Genomic DNA, 21,096 nt, shown 5'->3' with positions numbered 1-21,096 from the left:
GGCTTGGGCAGTACATGAGAGGCCGGCCATACAAAATCGTGCACTATGGAAGCAAGAGGGCGAAATTTTACCTTAAGGATTGCGTCGCCGGCCTCATTGAAGATGTGAAAGAAAAGTCAGTCGACGTTGTCGTCACTTCGCCGCCGTATAACATCGGCGTAGGTTACAACTCGTACCGCGACAAACTTCCGCGCGAAAAGTACCTGGAGTGGATGGGGCAGGTTGGCGTTGCAGTAAAGCGCGCGCTCGCCGGCGACGGCTCGTTCTTTCTAAACATAGGCAACAGGCCGAAGGACCAGTGGATTGCCTGGGATGTCGCGTCTGCTCTGCGCAGGCATTTCGTCCTGCAGAACGTCATCCACTGGGTCAAGTCTATTGCGATTTCAAAATCAGACGTCGGGAATTACCCGGGCATCGCCGGCGACGTCGCTGTGGGCCACTACAAGCCCATCTCAAGTGAGCGGTTCATCAACGACTGCCACGAGTACATTTTCCATTTTACAAAGACAGGTAACGCCAAGATAGACAAGCTCTCAGCAGGCATCCCTTACCAAGACAAGTCAAACATCGGCAGGTGGAAGAAGGCAGAGCAGGACAAGCGCGACAGGGGCAATACTTGGTTCATCCCCTATCAGACAATTCAGAGCAGGAAGGACAGGCCGCACCCGGCCACCTTTCCCGTGAAACTTCCAGAGATGTGCATCATGCTGCACGGTCACGCGCGGCTTGTGTGCGATCCGTTTGTGGGAATAGGCTCGACTGCAGTCGCGGCGAAAAAGCTCGGCCTCTCGTTCGTAGGCTTTGAGATAGACAGTGAATACCTCGACGCCGCGATAGCTAGGGTTTCGTAGCCGAGATAAGTAACACGGGGTTCCTCGCAAGCATCATCGTGCCAGTCGTTACTTTTCGCGCCTTTGCAATCGTGACCTGCGTGATGTCGACTTCTGTCAGCTTCAGCTCATTTACGGCGGCAAGGGCGTGGTACATTGTTTCAATCAGGATCGTGTCTATCACTATGCGCCCGCCTTTTTTCAGCCTGCCAACTGCAAGCTCTATCACCTTCCCCGCGTCGCCCCACGTGCCGCCGACTACGATGGCGTCTATTTCCGGCAACGTAGGCAATACATCCTGCGCTTTGCCCTGAATAAGGTGCGCGCTGACGCCGAATTTCTGCAGGTTCTTTTTCGTAAGCTCTATCGCGTTTGCGTCAAAATCAATGGCATAAACCTGACCTCTAGTCTGCAGGCACAGCTCCACCGTCATGCTGCCGCTGCCGCACCCAATGTCGATCGCTGAGTGCCCTTCTTTCAGCCTGAGTTTACTGACGACGAGTGCGCGCACGTCCTCCTTTGTTATGGGAACCTCTTCCGTGCGCTCGAAAAGCTCGTCAGGAATGCCCGGCGTGCGGTAGTCCCACATGCCAGCCGAAATGGAAGCCGGCTATTTATTTTAGAATGTCTGCCTGGTGCAGCGCTGTATAGACGAGAATCATTAACACAAAGTTCATGAAGATGAATGGCACCACGCCGTCGTAGCCGGCCTTTTTCTTGACTTCCTTTGGCATGTTCTTGGTCATGTTCCTGCTGATGCCTATAGATATCCCATAGAACGCGAGGGCGATGCCGAGGGCGATGCCGACGGACGTTCCCTGGTCAATTTCTGGGGCTATGATAAAGCCTGATATCGCGCCGGCTATCACGCCGAGCGCGATGCGCATGTAGTAAACCTTGTCCAAGCTGGTCAATCGAGCCTTTACTGGTTATTTTTTAGCCGGTAAAATGCCTTGCGGCTAGCCTCAGCCCATCCGGTGGTTGCAGTAGGCTGCCAGTTTTTCGTGCCTCATGCGCTCGCCGGTGGTCTCGGCGTTGCCAAGCTGTTTGAAGACTAAAAGCGCCAGAATTCTTGACACCCGTCGTTTACTTTGACATTTGCAACTGATCGCAATGCAGGTTTTCGAGATCCACAAGTACAAGGGTGACGAGCTGCAATACGTGGTCGCAAGGACCAACAAGCACTCTGAAGATTATGTGAGAAACGATGCGGAAAAGATGAACTCGCTCCTGACGCCTGAGATCAAGGCTGAAGGCATAAGGTACGTGTTTGCGCTTGGCACGGTTGACAGCATGACGAAGAAGACCAGCGACAAAAAGAGCGTCAAGAAAGAAACTGTCCAGCTAGCGCCTTCCGGTTAGCTTACCTTTTCTTCTCCTTGTACTGTTCTACCAGCGACTGTATGCGGCCGGCATACTTTTCGCGGTAGCCGCTCCTGCAAGAGACGCAGCAGAAAAAGCGCTCCAGGTTTGCAAACCTGAGCACCTTTGGCGCGCCGTAGATGGGTCCGCCACAGAACTCGCACTTCATCTTTACTTTCAGGTCATTCAACATGACGCTTTGCATTCTGCCGGGGCTCTTGAACATACCTCTCTTCGAAACAGCTATCTTTGAAGTATCTATCTGGGGTTTGACCGCCTTTATCAACCCCATATTCACCAGCCGCTCGTAGCGGGCCTTGACTGTCGGCGTGCTCACCTTTATCTCCCTCGAGATGGCGCGAAAGGACTTTCTCCCGTCCTGCATCAGCGACTTCAATATCGCCACGTCAGTGTCGTCTAGGTGCACTGGCACAGCTTTCGTTCCAGAAATGCGCATATAACCGTGCCGCGACCTAGCACTGTCTAGTTCCCGACGCCCCTTGCGCCCAGCGGGCCGAGGAGAAAGCTCGGCAGCGCAAACACCAGCAAAACCTTCTTGTCGAGGCCACGCCTGAAAAACGTGATCCTGCCGATGTTTCTAAAGAGGTGGAATATTGCCACCGGGACCAGCGCGGTCTTGAAGTCGGCAAACGCGGTTATTCCGCTCTTTAGCATCGATGCGACCAAGATACCCTCCTACCTAGCAAGCGGATTTCTGGCAGAGCAGTACTATTACCTTATGCCCATTTTGTTTGGCATCGCGCTTGGCGGCTCGTACGTTTGCCGCAAGATAATCGGCAAGATAAACCAGGCAAAATTCAAAAAGGTGGTCCTGATAGCCGTCATGCTTGCAAGCATCAAGTTCATAGTCGACGACATGGTGGAGTTTCAGCTGTAAAGCATATTGGGAATAGCGCCTACTCTCTTGCAGTTGAGAGTGGCGGAAGATTAATCAGTCCTCTGACACCTGCACAGTTCCAGATGAAGATAGGCATCATTATCTCCCAAACCGACCCTGAAACCGTCTGGAATGCCCTGCGGTTTGCAAATACTGCGATTTTAGAGGATCATCAGGTCAAGGTCTTCTTGCTGGGTCAGGCCGTGGAGATCGAGAGTATCAAGAGCGAAAAGTTCAACGTAAAAGACCAGCTGGATAAGCTGAGCCAGCTTCGAGGCACAATGCTGGCGTGCGGAACGTGCATCAAGTCCCGCAACATGCAGTTTAAAGTCTGCCCGATTTCGACCATGAAGGATATGCTCAAACTAGTCATCGAATCTGACAAGGTATTGACATTCTAATATCTAACGGTAGACTAAAGTCTCTCTGTCATCATAAGTCTATGTTGCCTCGCCAGTATTGCGATACCGACGGAAGCGCCTTGGTATTTTTCGTGGGCGGTGACGCCCAGCGCTACGTCTAGGTAATAGATCTTAACCAGAGCCATATTCGTAATTGGCTGGTTTGGGTCGGCAAAATGCCTTGCGGCTATTCCCAACCCATCTGGTGCTTGTAGTAGCTGGCCAGCTTGACGTGCCTTATTCTCTCTCCTGTCGTCTTCGCATTCCTCATTTGTCTCATGTGGGACCTGAGCTGACTTAGGTCGCACATACACACACCGGCAACCGGCTTGTATTTTGTCCTAGAAATCTCGTGCTTCTTGTGATCCACGTAAAATATCGGAATCTTGGTCAGACTCACCGTTGCCAGTATGCCACCTATAATCCAGTACAGAAGCGACTCTGAAATTACCGAAAAGTGTGACAGCATCAAGGGCACGAGTATAGAGATCACGACTCCGGCCGGGGTGGCAAACATCGATAGGCCAGAAAATCGGTCGTACGGCTCGACTTCGTGTTCAAACTCATCCAAAAGCTTTTCGAGTTTTCCGTCCAATTTACTTTCGGTAACCAGGTATTCCATCCCTAGATGATGGAGGCGTCAGCAGGTTAATTAAGATTATTCGTAGAAGTGCTATTTTCCTGTCATTCTAACAATAATCACATTATGAACTACTATTATTGTAAAAATTGAACTATTATGCCGAAGTAAATTTATCATCATTTGTTTGTGATGGAACTAATTTGTCAAAAAATTATTGGTATAAGCTTGGAACATTGGACAGTATTGCTATAATCTTTTGATAACCTAATTTTCTATACTTATGATAGTAATTAGATTTACTATTTTCTGCATTAAGCTTTATATTTCGTGTATTTCAACATCGTAACGAAGAATTTTGAGGCCGGCCGGCAGGACTAGACTCGTATACGCCAATCATCCCCTGAACAGTTTGTCGCCAGATTTTATGGTGAAATCAGCGTGGGTCAGCACGGCTATAGCGCTGATTCTTGCACTTCCGCCAGTTGGCCTGTTCATGGCAATATTTCATGCCACGGGTAACGTGTTGCTTGGAGCGGCTGTTGGGTTTGGTCTTCACTTTCTGCTCATCGCATTGTCAACAAGGATATCCTCGGCTCTGACCACGCTATTCGAAGACTAGAGAACTATTTTCATGCCAGCTTTGTAAATATTAAAATTGATGCGGCATCTACAACAATCTGCGGAGTAATGTAGTTATGAGTAAGGTCAGTATGCCCGGCAAGATTTTTGGAACTGTGCTTTCCCATGGCATGAAAGGCAGGTTGCTTACAAAGAACGAACTGCAGGCGCTTGCGGAAGCGAGGGATATCGAGGAGCTCGTTACTAGGATGAAGAACACGGTCTATCTTGACGTCCTCTCAAAGCTTACCAAGCCGTACAGCGCGGAAAAAATAGAAGGAGCGTTGAGGGAGCATCTTGTAAACAACCACGTCAAGATGGTCAGCATTGCCGGGGGCTCTGGAGTTCTGAATGCTTACTTTGTGAAATACATTACCTGGAACCTAAAACTGATATTGAAAGGCAAGGCTCTTGGGAAATCGTACGAGGAATTGCTCCCCAAGATAAACCTGAGGGCGGAAGAGCTCGTCGGCAGGCGCGACATCGTCGTGAAAGCCCTTGTGGCCAAGAGCCTGGAAGAAGCGGTGGCCGCACTTGCCGGAAGCGAATTTGGAGAAGACGCAGCAAAGGCAGCAGCATCATACAAGGACAAGGGCGACCTCAGGCTCTTTGATACATTTATCGACCATGTATTTTATCACGATCTTGGAAGAGCCATGACAACCGAATCGCAGTCTCCGGAAGTTAAAAATATAGTTGCAGCCGACATCGATTCCTATAACATACTCGCCGTGCTCAGGGGCAAGTACTGGGGTCTATCGCCCACTGAGATAGAAGATCTGATAGTAGCAACCACTTCCAAGGTGTCAAGAGATACGCTGCAAAAGATGATCAACATAGAGAAAGTGTCTGAGGCGATGACAGAGCTGGGCAACACGGTCTACAAGGATATCATTCCGCAGTCTGCAACCGACGATATAAATGCAATAATGCAATTGGAAGCTAGTTTTGAATCCCTGCAGCTGAGAAGAGTCATCAGCTCGTTTAGGGTGATGTTTAGCGTAGGAATCATGGTTGCAGCCTTGAAACTGATGATGACAGAAGTCAGAAACCTGTCTGCCATAGCTTCTGGGGTGGAACAAGGGGTCCCAACAGAGTCGATCATGGCCAACCTTGTAAAGCCTGAATAATGGCAGTCCCTGCTTGATACTGCCCTGTTCCCGCGGGAATTAGGAATTTAGTTATCGTTTTCCGAGTGGGATGCTACTTCTTCTTTAATGTAACGCCGGGGTCTCTCCAGATAAGGTTGGAATACAGCATTTTGGGCACAATTTTCCTGAATTCCGTGCCGTCGCCGGTATACCACTTCGGGAACCACTCGTACAGGTGCAACCTGATAGTCTGGATGTAGACTATGAGCCCTTCGATAAGCATTATCCCTATGTTGCCTCCTATTAACACGGCCAAGCCCCCACCGTGCTCAAAAGATTGATTTACGGTCACAAGCAGGGCAACGTGTACCAGGAGCATGATCCCGATTCGGGTGTAGCTGATGACGTTTGAGAGCACTTCTATTATTCTTACCAGAATAACCTCGATGACTATTCCCATCAGACCTCCTCCTTCCTCATGTCCGTGCTTTGCGGCTATTTCCTGTTCCTTCTTTCCTCCATAGATCATGATTCCGACTGTTGCAAAGAGCACAGGCGGGGCAGCCTTTGCCACCACGTCAACCGTTACCCAGTTGCCGAAGAGGAAAGTGATCCAAGGAACGGGTTCTGTGTGGATCTTGCCGAGTCCAAACATTCCGATTATGTCGTAACCAGACCCTATGGCGGCGAGAATCAGTGCGACGACGGACAGGAATTGCAGTATGGCTGGAATGTCATGCGTGTATGTAAGGAGCTTATTTCCTTCTTTGATGTTCCTGTATAGCTTCAGGAACAAGGCCATCAAGAGGTGCACGATTCCTATCGCTACTGAAACCTTTAGTATTTTTATCACCTGATCGAAGTTGAGTTCAGACACGTTCAGCACGCCTATGAAGTCGCCTGCAGGGGCAAGCACAGGAGATAGGAACGCCAGCTCCATTAGGTGGAAGCCAAACATTTCGCCGGTTCCAAGTCCGGCTATGCTGGCGGCCGCGCCGCTGGCAGCTAACAGCGTTCCCCAGGTCCTTATCGAGCCGTTCCCCCTCTGCCTGAGCAGCATGCCAAGTCCAAACAGCAAAAGCCCGTGCCCCAAGTCAGCAAACATGAGGCCGTAGAAGAGCGGCCAGACAAATGCTATGATCGGAGTTGGGTCTATTTCGTTGTACCTTGGCAGCCCCTGCGTTTCGGTTATAACCTCAAAAGTGCGCGTGTATGACTTGTTAGTGAGAAGTGTGGGAAGATGTTGGGGGCCTTCTGCATGTGGATCGAATTGCGCATCTTCGATTATTGAAACATAGTCGCCGGTGAGTTTCTTGAATTTTTCCTCCATTTTCTCCGGGATGTAGCCTTGGATAAGGGCGAAGTTCTTGGTGCCTCCCGGCTTCCTTGTTATTTCTAGAACGTCTTTGGCCACCTTTGCGGCTTCGTGAAGCGATAGTATCTTTGACAGCACCGCCAGCTTAACCTTCTCTATGTTCTTGGCGATCGCGGCAGACTTGGCCTCGAGTTCCTTAACCTTCGCCTGTGCCTGGGAGTAGGCGCTACTCGGGTTCTGCGGCAAATTTGCAGGAATTTGAAGGGGATGTACGCCAAAGCTCCTCATAACCTTGATGATTCTTTCAGAATCTTCCCCTGAACCGATCACCACAATTGAAGACTTTTCTTCATTCAGCTTGCTGACATAAAGCGGCAATTCGCTAATACTCTTCCGAATCTCTGCCTCATCTTTGGAGTCTATAACAAATATTTGCGTAAAGAAGTGCTTGAGGCGGGAAAGCGAAGTCAAGTCAAGGTTAAGAGTGGCTGCCATTTTGAGTGCTGCCTCCGCATTGGTGTATTCTTCAAGCTGTTTGGCAATCTTGTTCTGCTCGGCCAGAATCTTTTTGGGCTCGTCGAGCAATTCCTTGCTCTTATCTTCCAAGCCTGCAATAAAATCCTGAATATCATCGATAACATAATCCATCCTTTCTTTTGGCGCGCCCTTGAACATGGTCGCCATGACTCCCGTCTCCAGCGGGATGCCAAGAGCCCTGATAACCTCGTCGATGTCTTGGAATAATTTCTGGGCTTTCAGCAAAAGGTCATCGAAATAAGGATTCAGGTGTTCAGAAGTAGTCTGAATAGGATGGAACCACTCTAGCTCTGCCAGCCTGCTCACAGCTTCTTGGGTTTCTATTCGCGGCAGAATTAATGCTGCTTTTTTCAGCTTGGCTAGCCCCATCTTCCCTATTACTGCCTACGGTAAAAATCAAATCGCTTTAAAATGTTTCCTTTTTATCCGCCCAAGTCACCGGGAAGGCGTATAGCTGTCGCTCAGATTCTTGCACATTGTATTTTGCAGGAAGAAAAAACCTACCTTTGGCGTTAATAATAAAGGAATAAGGTAGGGATTTTCCGATCTGTGTTTGCCCTTTTTACTGCCCCAAGATGATGAACATCATGACTATACCGTAGATGGCGATCGATTCGACCATACCTACGAAGATGAACACCCTTGATTGCATTTTCGGATTGTCGCTAATTGCTGCAAGACCAGCGGCTCCTACAAAGCCAAGTCCAATACCTGCACCCGCAGCTGCCAAACCGAAAGCCAAGCCCGCACCAAGCAGCCTCGAGGAACCGGCCGAGGCTGCGTCTTGTTCCTGCGCAAATGCCGATTCGATTCCCATGGAACCGACAAGAGCCAGAGTGGTAGCAAGGGCAGCCAAAAGCGAAATCGTGACATGTCCGTTCAGCTCCTTCATACACGGTTGCTGACTAAAATGCCATATTTAATTATAACTAAATAAAAGAGATGAAAAATAATGGTTAGACTTTTGACAGGGTCTTACGCTTGCTTGTATCAACCTCTTCCTTTATCTTCTGAACCATCGAATCATGCTCGTTCTGCAGCGTGGATCTGGCCTTTTCAAAAAGGCTGGAGACGTCTATTGTTGTCATTTTGCAATTACATTCTCCTGGTGTTGTTGTTCAGTCATTTTTCTCTTGTCAAGTACTACTTTAACCTTCTTGATCCTCACGAACTCCTCGCGCTCGCGCTCTTCAAGCGTTGCCTTGATGAAGTAGATGGCGTCCTGGTACTGCGGTATGATGATGTATTCTAGGGCGTTGATAAGCTTTTGGGTGCGTTCCAGCTCCTTTGCTAAGCTGAATATCGCGTTTTCGTATTCTGCGGCCTTACACACTGAGGGGAGCATGTTCTTGATGAGCTTGGCAGCCTTGTCTACAGTGGCATTGGTTTCACTAAAGCCATATGAAAGGCGGCTGCCTCCTTCTGTTGTCTTTACCTGTAGCGTTGGTATTTTGACATCTACTATTCTCCTTACATTGACGTCTGCTTCCATCACGTTGGGAGTAGAGTCGGCAACTGCCTCAAGAGTGGCTGTGCCAAGGGACATGTACGAGTTGTAGACTGCAGTGTATATCTCGCCCAATGGCGACCAGATGTCTTCCCGGGCCTTGTTCGCTTCCTCGATCATTTCGTCTATCTTTTTCAGCAGAACTTCGCGCTTATCGTCGAGGATCTTGTGCACCATTTTGGCCACCTGCATCGAGCGCCTGATCTTGATGAGCTCGATCTTTGTTGCAGTTACCCTTCTTGCCGACATTACTTGCTACCCTTGTAGTATGCTTTGATGTGCTTTTCCTTGATCTTGGTCAACTCTGACTCCGGGAGCGACGAAAGCACGTCCCACGCCCTCGAGAGCGTCTCGTCGAGGTTTCTGTTCTCGTCGTGCGCCTGCTTCAAGAAGTTGTTCTCGAATATGTCGCCCGCGTCAAGGTATTTCAGGTCGGTGCCTGTAAGGCCTGCACGGCCGACGATCTCTGCCAGCGCGCGCACCTCCTGCGCTCTTGAGTAGAGGTCGTACATCTGGTTGCCAACCTCCGGATGGTCCGAGCGAGTCTTGCCCTCGCCCACTCCATCCTTCATGAGCCTTGACAGCGACGAAAGCACGTTCACGGGTGGGTAGATACCTTTCCTGAACAGGTCGCGGCCTAGCACTATCTGACCCTCGGTGATGTAGCCCGTCAGGTCTGGAATAGGGTGTGTGATGTCGTCTGCAGGCATAGACAAAATTGGCACCTGCGTGACAGAGCCGTTCTTGCCCTTGATCCTACCTGCGCGCTCGTAGTTGTTCGCAAGGTCCGTGTACAGGTAGCCTGGGTAGCCCTTTCTGCCGGGCACTTCTTCCCTCGCAGCCGAGATTTCGCGGAGCGCCTCGGCATAGTTGGTCATGTCAGTCAGGATCGCGAGCACGTGCATGCCAAGGTCAAAAGCAAGGTATTCTGCGACTGTCAGTGCCACCCTCGGAGTGATGATACGCTCGATGGCAGGGTCGTCGGCGAGGTTCAAAAACAGCACCGACCTCCTGAGCGCTCCCGATTCTTCAAGCGAGCGCTTGAAATATTGAGCATCAGAGTACTGCACGCCAATTGCCGCAAACACGACGGCAAACTCCTCCTTGGTGCCTACGACTGTGGCTTGGCGGGCTATCTGCGCCGCAAGAATGTTGTGAGGCATCCCAGAGCCGGAGAATATCGGCAGCTTCTGGCCGCGCACAAGCGTCAGCATGCCATCAATCACAGACACACCGGTCTGGATGAATGACGTTGGGTATTCTCTACTTTCTGGGTTCATTGGCTCGCCGTTGACGTCGACAAACTTGTCGGCTATAGGATCGGGAAGGCCGTCGTTTGGCCTGCCGAGGCCGTCAAACACCCTGCCCAAGAGCTCCTTGGACACGGGCATCTCCATGGTCTTGCCGAGGAACTTGGCCTTGGTGCCGGTGATGGTCAGACCTGTCGTTCCTTCAAAAACCTGCACCACTGCTTTGCCAAAGCCCACCTCGAGGACTTTGCCGAGCCTGCGCTCGCCCTCTGGAGTTTCAATTTCCACGAGTTCGTCAAATGAGGCCTTGGTGATGCCGTCGATCACCATCAGCGGCCCCTTAATCTCTGCTACCTTTGTGTATTCAATGCCGGATGTTGTTTCAGGCAACTACTTTAACCTCCTCGCTTTTGATTGCGGAGCCCAGCTTGCGGAACTCCTCGTCGACCTGCTTGTCAAGGACTTCAAGTCTTGAAAGCTGATCCTCGGGTATTTCGAACTTGGCTTTCAACAGCTGTGAAATTATGCGCATCGCCCTGATGTCTGCCAGCGGAACCTCTGCCTTGAGCGCCTTTTGAGCCTCCTTGAAGAACTTGACCATCAGTTTTACCAGTTTAACCTGTTTTTCTGGGCTGCAGTATGTGTCTATCTTGTCAAACGAGTTCTGCTGCAGGATGCCTATCTTTATCATTCTGGCGACTTCGAGCACGAGCTTTTCCTCGTCCGGAAGCGCCTCGGGGCCGAGCAGCCTGACGATTTCCTTCAGCGTGTCTTCCCTCTGCAGGATCTGGTACGACTCTGCGCGCAGCTCATACCAGTCGCCTGAGACGTTTTCCTTCCACCACTTGGCCACGTCTTCCAAGTATCCCGAGTAGGACTGCATCCAGTTGATTGACGGATAGTGGCGCGAGTATGCGAGCCTGGTGTCAAGCGCCCAGAAGGTCTTGATGAACCTGATGGTGTGCGTCGTGACCGGTTCTGTGAAGTCAGCGCCTGACGGCGACACTGCGCCCACAATCGTGACAGACCCTGTCCTGTCGGGGGAGCCCAGCGCGCGTACGCGCCCTGCGCGCTCGTAGAATTCTGCAAGCCTTGACGCAAGGTACGACGGGTAGCCTTCCTCTGCAGGCATCTCTTCGAGGCGCCCGGACATTTCGCGCAGCGCCTCTGCCCACCGGCTCGTGGAATCGGCAACAAGCACGACGTCAAAGCCCATGTCGCGGTAGTATTCTGCCATCGTGACTCCAGTGTAGATTGAAGCCTCCCTTGCAGCCACAGGCATGTTTGAAGTGTTCGCTACCAGCACGGTCCTCTCCATGAGCGGCCTACCTGACCTCGGGTCGAGCAGGTGCGGGAACTCGACGAGCACTTCGGTCATCTCGTTTCCGCGCTCGCCGCAGCCGATGTAGACGACGACCTTCGAGTCGGCCCACTTTGCAATCTGATGCATGGTCACGGTCTTGCCAGTGCCAAAGCCGCCGGGGATTGCTCCCGTTCCGCCCTTGGCTATGGGGAAGTAAGTGTCGATGACTCTTTGCCCTGTCACAAGCGGGACTGTCGGGTCATAGCGCTCGGCGTAAGGCCTTGGCTTTCGCACAGGCCACTTGTGGTACATCTTTAGCTCGACTTTCTTGCCGTCCTTCTCCGTCGTCGCTATCACGTGTTCAATGTTATAGTCGCCTTCCGGCGCAATGTCTGCAAGCTTGGTGCCCTGCGCGTGGCTAGGCGAAACGAGGATGCTGTGCGTAAGAAGCGGGGTCTCTTCCACCGTGCCAAGGATATACCCGGGGCCGACCTCGTCGCCCTTTTTCAGCGACGGTTTGAAATGATATTTTTTTTTCATGTCGACCGGGGTCGTCTGGATGCCCCTGCCGATGAACGCGCCAGATTTTTCCGCAATTTCGTCAAGCGGCCTCTGGATGCCGTCGTATATCTTGCCGATTACGCCAGGGCCCAAGAGCACGGACAATGGTTGCCCTGTGCCTACCACCGGCTCGCCCGGCTTCAAACCTGACGTCGACTCGTATACTTGGATGAATGCAACGTCGCCTGTCAGCCTGATGACCTCACCGATTAGCTTTGAATCGCCCACTTCGACTGTCTCGTACATCTTGGCAGCGGCCATGCCGTCGGCCTTGACCGCCGGACCGCTGACCCACACAATGCGCCCCTTTACTACCATTATTCCTCGCCTTCCTCTCCTCTGAGCATGCGTGCAATGTTTTTCCTTATTAAAGGTTTGAGTCGCTCTATTCGCGAGTCAAGAGTGTTGTCAAACGACATCGTGCCGTCCGCCGACTTTACTCTGATCCCGCCGATCGCGTTTATGGGCTTGTCCGAAATGCTGGCCTTCAGCTTGCCGTCCTTTTTCGACAGGTCGGCGACTATTTTCTTTACAAGATCGGCGTCGTTCTTGTTGCATTCGATTACGACTTCATCGGAGCCCACCTGCGGGATGCTGTCCTCCACTATTTTCGCCGTAAGGGCCCTGTAGGAATCCTCCTTGCCCGAGTTTGCGAGCTTCCCCCTTGCCTCCTCAAATGCCCTGTTCACGTCCGTCTCTATCATGACAAGTTCTTTGTTACGGGCGGCAAGCCTGCTTGAGCCGACTATCTGGCGCTTCAGGTTCTCGGCCTGCTTGCGGGCAGACTCGATTATCTTGGTGCGCTCGCTCTCAAGCCTGCTCCTTGAAGACTCTAGGTTCTTCAGGGATTCCTGAAAAGCAGAATCAATTTGCGAAACAAGCTCTGTCTCCTTTTGCGATAAAACTTTGTTTATGGTTCTCTCCAAAGCGGAATTCGAACTCATATGGATGAGGATGCCCGTCCCACGTGATTTTAACCTTTTGCCAAGCGTGCACGGACCTGTTTCGCAAACGCCGACATCCGCTCCATGTGGCCGCCCTCCCAATAGATCTTGCCGCAGTTTGAGCATTTGTAGAATCGTGAGCGACGCTCAAGCACCCCCTGCGGTACGCCACCAGCTTGATCGCGTGTTATTAGATCAAGGAACCCGTTGCAGACGGCGCACCTTGACCCCATCTCGGCGTCTTCAAGCGTCAGGCGAAGCTTCGAGAGGATGTGCGCCGTGTCCTCGAGGTCTCCTTCGCCTCCCACCAGAACGCCCCGGGTGCCCTGCTTGACTATTCTCTTGAAAAATTCCCTGTCGGCTGTCAGTATCACGCGGCCCTGCTCTATACCGCGCCTTAGCACTTCGTCGTCGTCAGCGTCCGCCAGGTACTCGGTGTCAAAGCCTAAAATGCGGAGCTTGCGCGCAAGGCTCCCCAACATAGCGTCAGCCAGGAACGCCTCACTAGGTCGCTTCGCCGCGGCAGACCTCGCAAATGAACTGTTCTTCTTCATACTGCAATGAATCGGACCACTCGCCGCACTCGTCGCAGTAGCCCGAAACCTTCCTCGCCGGCCTAGTTATGCCAAGCTCGCCCCTTATTATGGCGGCCTTTTCCGAGACAATGTCAACCAAGTCCGGCGTGACTGCAATGACGTCTGACGCGGAAATGATGCCCATAAGGCGGTTCTTGTACACGACGCCGAGGCGCTTGATGTTGTGCTTGCGCAAAAGGCGCGCGGCCTCCGTGATGCTCTCCTCGCTTTCAATGGTGTGGAGGTCCTGCATCACGTCTTTTGCCCTGATCTTTGAAGCGTCGCCCTTCGCAACGCCGTTTACAACGATGTCAAAGTCGGTGACAAGGCCCACCGGCTTGTCCTTGTCCATTATCACAATGCTGCCTACCTTTTCTGACTTCATCTTTTTTGCAACGTCGCGGACGCTGTCGCCCGGCGCGGCCGAAATTACCGGGCTGTTCATGATGTCCCGGACCACCACGCGGGTGGTCATGTTTGCGTCGGCGTGCTCCCTGACTGGCCTTTTTACCACGGACGTGTGTTTACGCCCGGCTTTTAATTACCTTTGCTGCCGGCCACAAACGAGACGCGTGACTGGCCCGTCGGGAGCGCCCTGACAAAATCGTCGAGGCTGATGCGCTTTATCGTCTCCGCCAGGACTTCATCGGCAGCGGCGACAAGGGCTGACTTGGCCTTCTTGGAGGCGTTCATAGGGTCCATGCCTCCCTGCAGCAGGACGGCGTAAACGAGCGCGTGTTTTTTTATGGCATCTTCCGGGCCGCAGGCGAGCGCCTCCCGGCCGTTCACAGACACTATCCCCACCGCGAGCCTCGTTTCGATTCCTTTGATGTAGTTCCTCTTTCCCTCGATTACAAACGAGCCCTTGGGCAAGAACTGCCCGGTAGGCGCGCCCTTTTTCACTTGCTCTGGGAGAACCCAGTACGCGTCGGCGCTTGAGAGGCCGTCTTTCCATGCCCGGCTGAATGCCACCGTGGCCTGCGCGACTTCTGCAAGGCTCTTTTCTATCTTCCCTTCCCGCGCCGGCGCACTTGCGTTCTTAACTATGAAAAACGGTGAGCCGTGCACTTCCGCGTGGAATACGATGTCATCCTCTGTCAGGTGCTTGCGCACTAGCGCCGAGTTGGACGATGCGTCGCGCCCGCCAATGGCAAGGTGGCCTTCGCTTGTGACGAACCACCTGTAGCGCTCGTACCACTCTCTTGACTCTTGCTTTAGTACGACTATTTTCTTGTGGATTGCAGCTGTCTGGCCGCGCAGCTTCTTTATCTGCTCCAGTAGTTTGAAGCGCGCCACTTCTATCGAGGCGTTGCCGCGTTCCATCTCTTTCGCGCGCCTAAAGAGCATTGAGCTAAGTTTTGCAAGGTTGTCCTGGAGCTCCATACTTTCGCCGGCCACTTGCAAGTATTTCACGCCTTTGTCCGAAATTATCGAGGCCGAGTTTGTTGACAGTATGTCGTTAAGGTTGCCTTGCGAATATGACGCTGTCATCAACTCGCCGGCGAGCTTGCGAATAGCCTCCGCCTTTTGCAGGACGGCTTCTTTGGCCTTTTCCTGCTCATGCAGATCGTGCTCGAGCACCGCTATCTGCCTGTCTATTTCAATAGTCTTGGAGCTGCGCCCGACGTCGAGTATCTCGGCGCTTAGGACCTCGTCAAGCGCTTCCATGAACGTGGGCGCCCTTTTTGTGTCGAGCTTGCTCACCCCGCTGGTAATTATCGGTAGCGCGTCGACGGGTTCGCCGCCAAGCATTACCACCACCGGCTCGTGGTTCTTCCCCATGCTCACGTCGTCTGCAAGCGCCTTGATTGTCGAGTATATCTTGCCCACTTCGTCGTCTGCCAGCGAGCCTGCTTGCCTTGACCCCTCTATGCCCGCTCTCTTGGCAACCTCTTCGACAAACTTTTTTGGCATCGACACGCCACGGCCCATCCAGCGCAGCACGTCGAGATCCCCCGACCTTTCACGCAACAGCAACAGCTGCGCCAGCGACAGCTGGAAAACGTCAACACCCCTTGACGGCGGGAACGCGTACTTTAATCCGACAGCAAGCGTCCTGTGCCTGACCTGTATGGGGTGCAAAATGGCAAGTATCTTCATTGCTTCGTCGCAGATGATGATATTGCCGTCGCCGAAAAACTCGCAGACAGCTGTCCTTGCCTGCCCGTCGAGCAGGCGGAACTTTATTGACACGATGCGCTCGCTCCCCGCCTGCTCTATGGATTCTATTTTTCCCCGCTCTAGCTCCGCAATCGCTGCCCTTTCAAGGCTATTGTCTTCCACCGGCTTGAACTTTAATTTCGTTATCCAAATCCCCCGGACCGAAAGCACGAGCATGATGTCCTCCTGTGTGGGGTGATGCAGGCGCAAGAGAAGCGAGTCTTTCGTTACAGCGTTTACCTGCGAGAGGTAATACCCTGAGGTGACCATGGTCGCTATCTCGTTTACCAAGTAACGCAGCTCAAGGCTGGAGAGCTCCATGCCCCGTTAATGGCTCCCGCGTCAATATTAATCGTGTACAAAGGCTTAAATTAATTCGAAGTGTGGGACGGCTGTGGCGCGGGGCGAAAACAACAAGAAGCCTTACTCCATTGGCCGCCTATACGCAGTGGCCACGCTTTTGGCAGCAATAATCGCCGTCCCGGCGGTCTCCGTAGCCATGTTGGCGCATTTCGTGTTTGAGACGGACATGGTCATCACGCTTGCCTCGTCGCTCATTACCCTATTCGTTGCGATGGGCGTTGGCATCAAGGTCTCAAAGCGCTTTGCGAGGGAAAAGGGGAGCGAGTGATCCGGTTGAAATCTGGAACAATGGTCAAATAATAGAACTGGAAAGTTACATTAATGCCTAGCCTGAAGTGGATCGCGGGGCTGCTTTGCACCTGCACCTGGATGGAGATAATGACTGGCGCTGGCATAACGCTGTACATGCTGTACCTGCAAGACTATGCGCTTGCCGCAATCACGGTAGTGGCTTTTGGCCCACTCATCGCATTCCACTTTGCCGCCGACAGGATCAAGCCGGGCCTAACCGGATGGGAAGGGCAGGGCAAGATCAAGATACGCTCAATTTCAGGCAAAGTGGTCTCAAAAGACTAGCTCGTCGACAGAGATGACCCGGGCACAATAGCGGCATTTCAGGACCATCTTTTCCTTGTCTATTACATCAATGAGTGGTTTGATGTCCTCGCCTGAGTTAGTGATGCACTTCAGGTTTGGGCATTTGAAGATGCCTGTTATTGAATCGGGAAGCTGAATCTTGCGCTTTTCAACCAGCTTGTAGTCCTTGATGATGTTGATGGTCGCCCTAGGGGCAATGAGCGCGAGCTTGTTGGTCTCGCTCGTTTCCAGATAACGGTTCTCCACTTTTATAATGTCCTTCTTCGCGTGCTTGCTTGAAGGCACGTTCAGCGCGACGGTGATGACTGTTCCTTCCCTGCCAGTGATAGCAAGCGCCCGCAAAACAAAAAGCGCCTTTCCAGCCTCGATGTGGTCGATGACCGTTCCGTCCTTTATCCTGCGCACGAGGAGCTGGCTTGCCTCGGACATGGAGGAGCTCTGGTGGAGGATGATATATCTGCATATCGATAAGTAACAATGTGGCGCAAGATTGATTATTCCGTTCCGTCAATGATATGCGCAGTGGGACTGTTCAACCGCTGGAAGCCAAAAGGCAAGATGTTTAGCCTGAAATGCGCGCAGTGCGGCGCCGGGTTCCTCTCAAGCTACAGCCTAGAGGCCCCCATATGCCCCAAATGCCTGCAGAAGACAAAGTCTCTGGACTCGACTATAGATCACGACAAGGCCTGCAGCAAGTGCGGCGCCACCGGCGTAATATACGGCAAAGACCAGTGCCATTCTTGCTACTTTGGCTTCAAGAAACAATAGTTTAGTAAAAGGTCACCGGAAAATTACAGAACTGGATTAATTGTTCAAAGGGGAGAGTCGCGGCGCCGGTAACACAAGGACGGCGCCGCGGAGGGAGAACGGGATGCTCGGGAAGCTTCCAATTCTCTCCCCTTTTGCTTTTTTAGAGTGCAAGCTGAACTTAAAGTGTACGTTTGATTCTTCCATTTTCACCCAGATAATGGCTATATATGGCAATAACTGGCAAATAGGCCTGGATTGCAGAGAATAGAAAAAGATTGTGGAGCGGGACAAGCTTATCCGAACGTGAACGTGTAGATCTGAAAGCCCTCGCCCACGACATCGATTACGAGCCTGTGCTCGCCGTACATGCTGTGTGACACCAGGTTGTAAAGCCTCTGCCCGTCAACTTCAAACGAGGCGTCCTCCCCTACGTCTGCACCTGCGGCGCTTGCCAGAGGCTTGCCGTCCTCGGCAACGTGGACAGTGCCTGCCCCTCCTGCCACGATGTTGACTGCCTTAGCAGAATATTCGAGCACTATCCTGCCCGTATGGCTTTTCAGCTCCATGCTGTCGGCCCTGTTGGCCCAGTCTCCTGACAGGTAGATGTGGTTTCGGATTATCTGAACATCGTCGGCAAGCGAGTACGTCACCGTCTGGTCTGGCTTGAAGCCTTCCGCGTTTCCAAGTGGCGCACGAGCATATTCGTAGCCAAAGTACAGCTCGGGCGTACTTATCTGGACAAAGTTGACGCTCTGGGCGCCATCCGGCCTTGCCGTCGAGGTATCAATGTCGATGGCCTGCCCAAGGTTTGCTGCGCGCTCTTGCAATAGCGCCTGTATCACTTTCTCTGTTTCCTCGTAGGCACCCTCGCCGATATGGTCGTAGCGGATGTAGCCCTCGTCGTCAACCAGGTACTTCCGGGGCCAATAGCGATTCTCGTAGGCCTTCCAAGTCTCCATATCGTTGTCTTGCGCAACTGGATATTCAATACCGAAATTGGAAACGGCCGCCTGGACATTGTCAGGGTTCTTTTCAAAGTCAAACTCGGGCGAGTGGACGCCCACTATGACCAGTCCCTCGTCCGAGTATTTCTCGTGCCATGCGTTGAGGTACGGTATCGTCCGTATGCAGTTAATGCACGAGTACGTCCAGAAATCTACCAGCACCACCTTGCCCTTGAGGTCGGCGAGAGTCACCGGCTCTGTGTTGATGTAGTTGTTTATCCCCTTAAACTCCGGGGCGACGCGGAACTGCGACTTGTCTATCTGCACCCTTTCGCCTTCGTCGCTCACCGCGGCGACAAACTCGGCGTTACCGGAAGCCCGGTTCAGCTCGGGACTGTTGAAGTACACACCAAAGCCGGCTATCAATGCGACCACGCCGATGCCCACTGCAAGGGCGCTCAGGTTGTCCGTGTTCATATTCCCCTCTCCAAGTTGATGATGTTCTCGGTGAGCGGAAAGCTTGCAATGAGGCTCAGCTGGTTGGTGAACACCAGTATGCCAAGGACGATGAGCACGGCGCCCATAATCGGGTTAAAGTACTTCAGGTGCTTGACCATCTTGCGTATTATGCCGGTCGCCTGCGAGAAGAACACTCCCGTTATTAGGAATGGCACGCCAAGGCCCAGCGCATAGGCAAGAAGCGAATTGTACGCCGCCCCCGGCGAAGTCGCTGCCAGCGTCAGCGTGCTTCCGAGTATCGGCCCGACGCACGGGGTCCATCCCGATGCAAAGGCGGCGCCAAACACGAACGACGTAAGGTACGTGGTCTTGAACCTGGGAAGGTTTGTCATGCGCTTTTCAAAGTTGAGCTGCCTGAATTTCGTTGACAGTATCAAGTAGGCGCCAAAGCCGACGATGACGATGCCGCCTATCCACTGCAACGTTCCTTGAAAGCCCGTGCCGGCGTTGACAAGGACCGAATTGAATATCACGCCCAGCACCGCGAAAACGAGCGAAAATCCCAGCACGAAATACACGGTGTTCAAAAAGATGTTAAGCCTAGTCATGCGCTTGACGGTGACCTGCGACTGGCCCTCGCTGGACTTGTCCTGGTTCTGGACCTCCGAAAGTGTCGTTCCAGATAGGTACGACACGAATGCAGGCACAATAGGCAGTATACACGGTGAAAAGAACGAGCCGGCCCCTGCTAGCGCAGATACCAGAACGCTTGTCTCTACCAATTCAATCGCAGCTGCGCGATTTTTGCACTTATACTTTTTTCCAAATTGGCACCAGATTCTCAACCCCAGCTTCTGCTGGCATAAGATAATCTAGAATGGCCTCACGGTGACCTTCAGCAGCGCGCCTATGCCGGCAAGTTCTGCAATATGCACTCCTAGGAAATAGGGTAGGAGTGGCTCTGCGTAGAGCGGGGCCATCGCAAAGTAGCCGTAAACAGATATGCCGTTGTGGAGCGCAAGCATCCCGGCAAAAAACATCAGGCCAAGAGTGAACACCGCCTTGGTGTTGGCGTATATTCTTCCATACATGGCAAAGAGCACCGCCAGTACACCAATGTTTACCAAGCTGACTGCCGCGCTAATGTCCATCAGCATCGCCATAGCTACAGGAAAGCGGGATCGACTAGTCTTATTTACTTTTTTCCAGATCTGCTCAGGTCCGCTTTTTCGCCTTTTTCTCAATCGCGGCCTTGACCTCGTCAAACGCCTCGATATTGTACTCCAGGTAGTTTGATATGAAGTAAAGCACGCCGTACTTTTCGCCCGTTTTCGTGACCATGTTGTTCTTTTCAAGCACGCGTATGTGGTGCTGAATGGCCTTGTAATCAAGCCCCATCATCTCGGCGAGTTGGTTCATGTTGTACGGCTGCTCCTTGAGGAGGTTGATAATCCTTATCCTGTTCTCGCCGCCCCGCGAGCCTGCGAAGAGGAACCAGAGCAGGCGCCGGGCGTCGGGGTCGGTCATCCATACTTGGCACATTTGCAGAGAATTTAAACTTGCTAGCGTGAAGGAACAGGGAGAAGTTCCTGAGGTTGCAGGGCTATGAGGTCAACCACATGACCGTGTACAGGTGGATAAAGAAGTACGTAAAGCTGATGGAAGATTATCTCGAAAAAATCAAGCCGCAGGTATCTAACGTATGGCGCACCGACGAAATGTACCTTAAAGTCAGTGGCAATCTAAAGTATCTCTATGCAATAATGGATGATGAAACCCGCTTCTGGATTGCTCAGCAGGTAGCGCACACCAAATACACGGAAGATGTCAGGCCATTGTTTAAAGAAGCGCGTGAAGTCGCTGGTAAAAGGCCAATGACGCTGATAGGCGACGGAGCAAGGAACTTTGAGGAAGTTTGTAGGCGAGAATACTACACTATGGCCATGCCAAAAACCAAGCACATTAGGCACATACACATCTCAGGGGACAAAAACAATAACAAGATTGAGAGGCTGAACGACGTGGTACGCGACAAGGAAAAGACCACG

29 protein-coding genes are annotated in these 21,096 nt (G+C 52.3%); 9 read left to right on the top strand and 20 right to left on the bottom strand.

Annotated elements, in window-relative coordinates:
- Positions 1-14 precede the first annotated feature (14 nt).
- Positions 15-851, top strand: a complete 837-nt coding sequence (locus VGA14_RS03895; RefSeq protein WP_331002436.1) for a site-specific DNA-methyltransferase — start codon at positions 15-17, stop codon at positions 849-851.
- Here VGA14_RS03895 and cbiT read toward each other — a convergent pair.
- A complete protein-coding gene (gene cbiT, locus VGA14_RS03890) occupies positions 838-1,419 on the bottom strand; it encodes a precorrin-6Y C5,15-methyltransferase (decarboxylating) subunit CbiT (RefSeq protein ID WP_331002435.1) in 582 nt (193 codons plus the stop codon). The two genes, VGA14_RS03895 and cbiT, sit on opposite strands and share 14 nt — an antisense overlap.
- 25 nt (positions 1,420-1,444) lie before the next feature.
- On the bottom strand, positions 1,445-1,735 hold the full coding sequence (locus VGA14_RS03885) for a hypothetical protein (protein WP_331002434.1): 291 nt from the start codon (positions 1,733-1,735) through the stop codon (positions 1,445-1,447).
- A gap of 208 nt (positions 1,736-1,943) precedes the next feature.
- Between VGA14_RS03885 and VGA14_RS03880 the strand changes: the two genes are divergently transcribed.
- A complete protein-coding gene (locus VGA14_RS03880) occupies positions 1,944-2,192 on the top strand; it encodes a hypothetical protein (protein ID WP_331002433.1) in 249 nt (82 codons plus the stop codon).
- A 1-nt stretch (position 2,193) separates the two neighbouring features.
- On the opposite strand, the gene VGA14_RS03875 is transcribed toward VGA14_RS03880, so the two are convergent.
- On the bottom strand, positions 2,194-2,625 hold the full coding sequence (locus VGA14_RS03875) for an AsnC family transcriptional regulator (protein WP_331002432.1): 432 nt from the start codon (positions 2,623-2,625) through the stop codon (positions 2,194-2,196).
- Between the two features lie 50 nt (positions 2,626-2,675).
- The gene (locus tag VGA14_RS03870; protein ID WP_331002431.1) at positions 2,676-2,879 is read right to left on the bottom strand and encodes a hypothetical protein; all 204 of its coding nucleotides are present in this window, start codon (positions 2,877-2,879) and stop codon (positions 2,676-2,678) included.
- 52 nt (positions 2,880-2,931) lie between these two features.
- On the opposite strand from VGA14_RS03870, the gene VGA14_RS03865 reads away from it, so the two are divergent.
- Complete coding sequence (locus VGA14_RS03865; protein WP_331002430.1) at positions 2,932-3,090, top strand: hypothetical protein; 159 nt, start codon at positions 2,932-2,934, stop codon at positions 3,088-3,090.
- An 83-nt stretch (positions 3,091-3,173) separates the two neighbouring features.
- Complete coding sequence (locus VGA14_RS03860) at positions 3,174-3,491, top strand: DsrE family protein (protein ID WP_331002429.1); 318 nt, start codon at positions 3,174-3,176, stop codon at positions 3,489-3,491.
- Between the two features lie 187 nt (positions 3,492-3,678).
- Here the strand turns inward: VGA14_RS03860 and VGA14_RS03855 are convergent, their stop codons facing one another.
- Complete coding sequence (locus tag VGA14_RS03855; RefSeq protein ID WP_331002428.1) at positions 3,679-4,113, bottom strand: hypothetical protein; 435 nt, start codon at positions 4,111-4,113, stop codon at positions 3,679-3,681.
- A gap of 656 nt (positions 4,114-4,769) precedes the next feature.
- On the opposite strand from VGA14_RS03855, the gene VGA14_RS03850 reads away from it, so the two are divergent.
- The gene (locus VGA14_RS03850) at positions 4,770-5,822 is read left to right on the top strand and encodes a V-type ATPase subunit (protein WP_331002427.1); all 1,053 of its coding nucleotides are present in this window, start codon (positions 4,770-4,772) and stop codon (positions 5,820-5,822) included.
- A 73-nt stretch (positions 5,823-5,895) separates the two neighbouring features.
- Here the strand turns inward: VGA14_RS03850 and VGA14_RS03845 are convergent, their stop codons facing one another.
- The 10 genes from VGA14_RS03845 to rqcH form a co-directional block, all read right to left on the bottom strand.
- Positions 5,896-8,004 (bottom strand): V-type ATP synthase subunit I, encoded by a 2,109-nt coding sequence (locus VGA14_RS03845; RefSeq protein WP_331002426.1) that lies wholly within the window; start codon positions 8,002-8,004, stop codon positions 5,896-5,898.
- Between the two features lie 193 nt (positions 8,005-8,197).
- On the bottom strand, positions 8,198-8,452 hold the full coding sequence (locus VGA14_RS03840; protein ID WP_414690219.1) for an ATP synthase subunit C: 255 nt from the start codon (positions 8,450-8,452) through the stop codon (positions 8,198-8,200).
- 139 nt (positions 8,453-8,591) lie between these two features.
- Entirely contained in the window at positions 8,592-8,723 is a 132-nt protein-coding gene (locus VGA14_RS03835; protein ID WP_331002424.1) for a hypothetical protein, read from the bottom strand.
- Positions 8,720-9,391: a V-type ATP synthase subunit D gene (locus VGA14_RS03830; RefSeq protein ID WP_331002423.1), complete on the bottom strand. Its 672-nt coding sequence runs from the start codon at positions 9,389-9,391 to the stop codon at positions 8,720-8,722. The genes VGA14_RS03835 and VGA14_RS03830 overlap by 4 nt, the downstream gene beginning before the upstream one ends.
- Positions 9,391-10,782, bottom strand: coding sequence for a V-type ATP synthase subunit B (locus VGA14_RS03825; protein ID WP_331002422.1), 1,392 nt, complete (start codon positions 10,780-10,782; stop codon positions 9,391-9,393). The genes VGA14_RS03830 and VGA14_RS03825 overlap by 1 nt, the downstream gene beginning before the upstream one ends.
- Positions 10,775-12,574, bottom strand: coding sequence for a V-type ATP synthase subunit A (locus VGA14_RS03820; protein ID WP_331002421.1), 1,800 nt, complete (start codon positions 12,572-12,574; stop codon positions 10,775-10,777). Before VGA14_RS03820 ends, VGA14_RS03825 begins: the two co-directional genes overlap by 8 nt.
- Positions 12,574-13,200, bottom strand: coding sequence for a V-type ATP synthase subunit E (locus VGA14_RS03815; protein ID WP_331002420.1), 627 nt, complete (start codon positions 13,198-13,200; stop codon positions 12,574-12,576). Before VGA14_RS03815 ends, VGA14_RS03820 begins: the two co-directional genes overlap by 1 nt.
- Positions 13,201-13,229: 29 nt before the next feature.
- A complete protein-coding gene (locus VGA14_RS03810) occupies positions 13,230-13,754 on the bottom strand; it encodes a Mut7-C RNAse domain-containing protein (RefSeq protein WP_331002419.1) in 525 nt (174 codons plus the stop codon).
- Entirely contained in the window at positions 13,705-14,289 is a 585-nt protein-coding gene (locus VGA14_RS03805) for a cyclic nucleotide-binding/CBS domain-containing protein (protein WP_331002418.1), read from the bottom strand. Before VGA14_RS03805 ends, VGA14_RS03810 begins: the two co-directional genes overlap by 50 nt.
- 23 nt (positions 14,290-14,312) lie before the next feature.
- The gene (gene rqcH, locus VGA14_RS03800; protein WP_331002417.1) at positions 14,313-16,256 is read right to left on the bottom strand and encodes a ribosome rescue protein RqcH; all 1,944 of its coding nucleotides are present in this window, start codon (positions 16,254-16,256) and stop codon (positions 14,313-14,315) included.
- 73 nt (positions 16,257-16,329) lie between these two features.
- Between rqcH and VGA14_RS03795 the strand changes: the two genes are divergently transcribed.
- Positions 16,330-16,566: a hypothetical protein gene (locus VGA14_RS03795; protein ID WP_331002416.1), complete on the top strand. Its 237-nt coding sequence runs from the start codon at positions 16,330-16,332 to the stop codon at positions 16,564-16,566.
- A 53-nt stretch (positions 16,567-16,619) separates the two neighbouring features.
- Positions 16,620-16,874, top strand: a complete 255-nt coding sequence (locus VGA14_RS03790) for a hypothetical protein (protein WP_331002415.1) — start codon at positions 16,620-16,622, stop codon at positions 16,872-16,874.
- On the opposite strand, the gene pyrI is transcribed toward VGA14_RS03790, so the two are convergent.
- Positions 16,863-17,324 (bottom strand): aspartate carbamoyltransferase regulatory subunit, encoded by a 462-nt coding sequence (gene pyrI / locus VGA14_RS03785; RefSeq protein WP_331002414.1) that lies wholly within the window; start codon positions 17,322-17,324, stop codon positions 16,863-16,865. The genes VGA14_RS03790 and pyrI overlap by 12 nt on opposite strands.
- 48 nt (positions 17,325-17,372) lie before the next feature.
- Here pyrI and VGA14_RS03780 point away from each other — a divergent pair, with 48 nt between their 5' ends.
- Positions 17,373-17,663, top strand: a complete 291-nt coding sequence (locus VGA14_RS03780) for a hypothetical protein (protein ID WP_331002413.1) — start codon at positions 17,373-17,375, stop codon at positions 17,661-17,663.
- Positions 17,664-17,938: 275 nt separating this feature from the next.
- Here the strand turns inward: VGA14_RS03780 and VGA14_RS03775 are convergent, their stop codons facing one another.
- The 4 genes from VGA14_RS03775 to VGA14_RS03760 form a co-directional block, all read right to left on the bottom strand.
- The gene (locus tag VGA14_RS03775; RefSeq protein ID WP_331002412.1) at positions 17,939-19,066 is read right to left on the bottom strand and encodes a thioredoxin family protein; all 1,128 of its coding nucleotides are present in this window, start codon (positions 19,064-19,066) and stop codon (positions 17,939-17,941) included.
- On the bottom strand, positions 19,063-19,830 hold the full coding sequence (locus tag VGA14_RS03770; protein ID WP_331002411.1) for a cytochrome c biogenesis CcdA family protein: 768 nt from the start codon (positions 19,828-19,830) through the stop codon (positions 19,063-19,065). The genes VGA14_RS03775 and VGA14_RS03770 overlap by 4 nt, the downstream gene beginning before the upstream one ends.
- Before the next feature lie 90 nt (positions 19,831-19,920).
- Positions 19,921-20,211 carry a hypothetical protein gene (locus VGA14_RS03765; RefSeq protein ID WP_331002410.1) on the bottom strand — a complete coding sequence of 97 codons (291 nt, stop codon included), beginning with the start codon at positions 20,209-20,211 and terminating at the stop codon, positions 19,921-19,923.
- A gap of 52 nt (positions 20,212-20,263) precedes the next feature.
- Positions 20,264-20,575: a winged helix-turn-helix domain-containing protein gene (locus VGA14_RS03760; protein WP_331002409.1), complete on the bottom strand. Its 312-nt coding sequence runs from the start codon at positions 20,573-20,575 to the stop codon at positions 20,264-20,266.
- A gap of 68 nt (positions 20,576-20,643) precedes the next feature.
- On the opposite strand from VGA14_RS03760, the gene VGA14_RS03755 reads away from it, so the two are divergent.
- Positions 20,644-21,096, top strand: a 453-nt coding sequence (locus VGA14_RS03755; protein ID WP_331002408.1) for a DDE-type integrase/transposase/recombinase, incomplete at its 3' end; no start/stop codon positions are given.

This window comes from Nitrososphaera sp., from assembly GCF_036397675.1.
GTDB lineage: Archaea > Thermoproteota > Nitrososphaeria > Nitrososphaerales > Nitrososphaeraceae > Nitrososphaera.
This window is presented reverse-complemented; position numbering and strand designations above follow the sequence as displayed.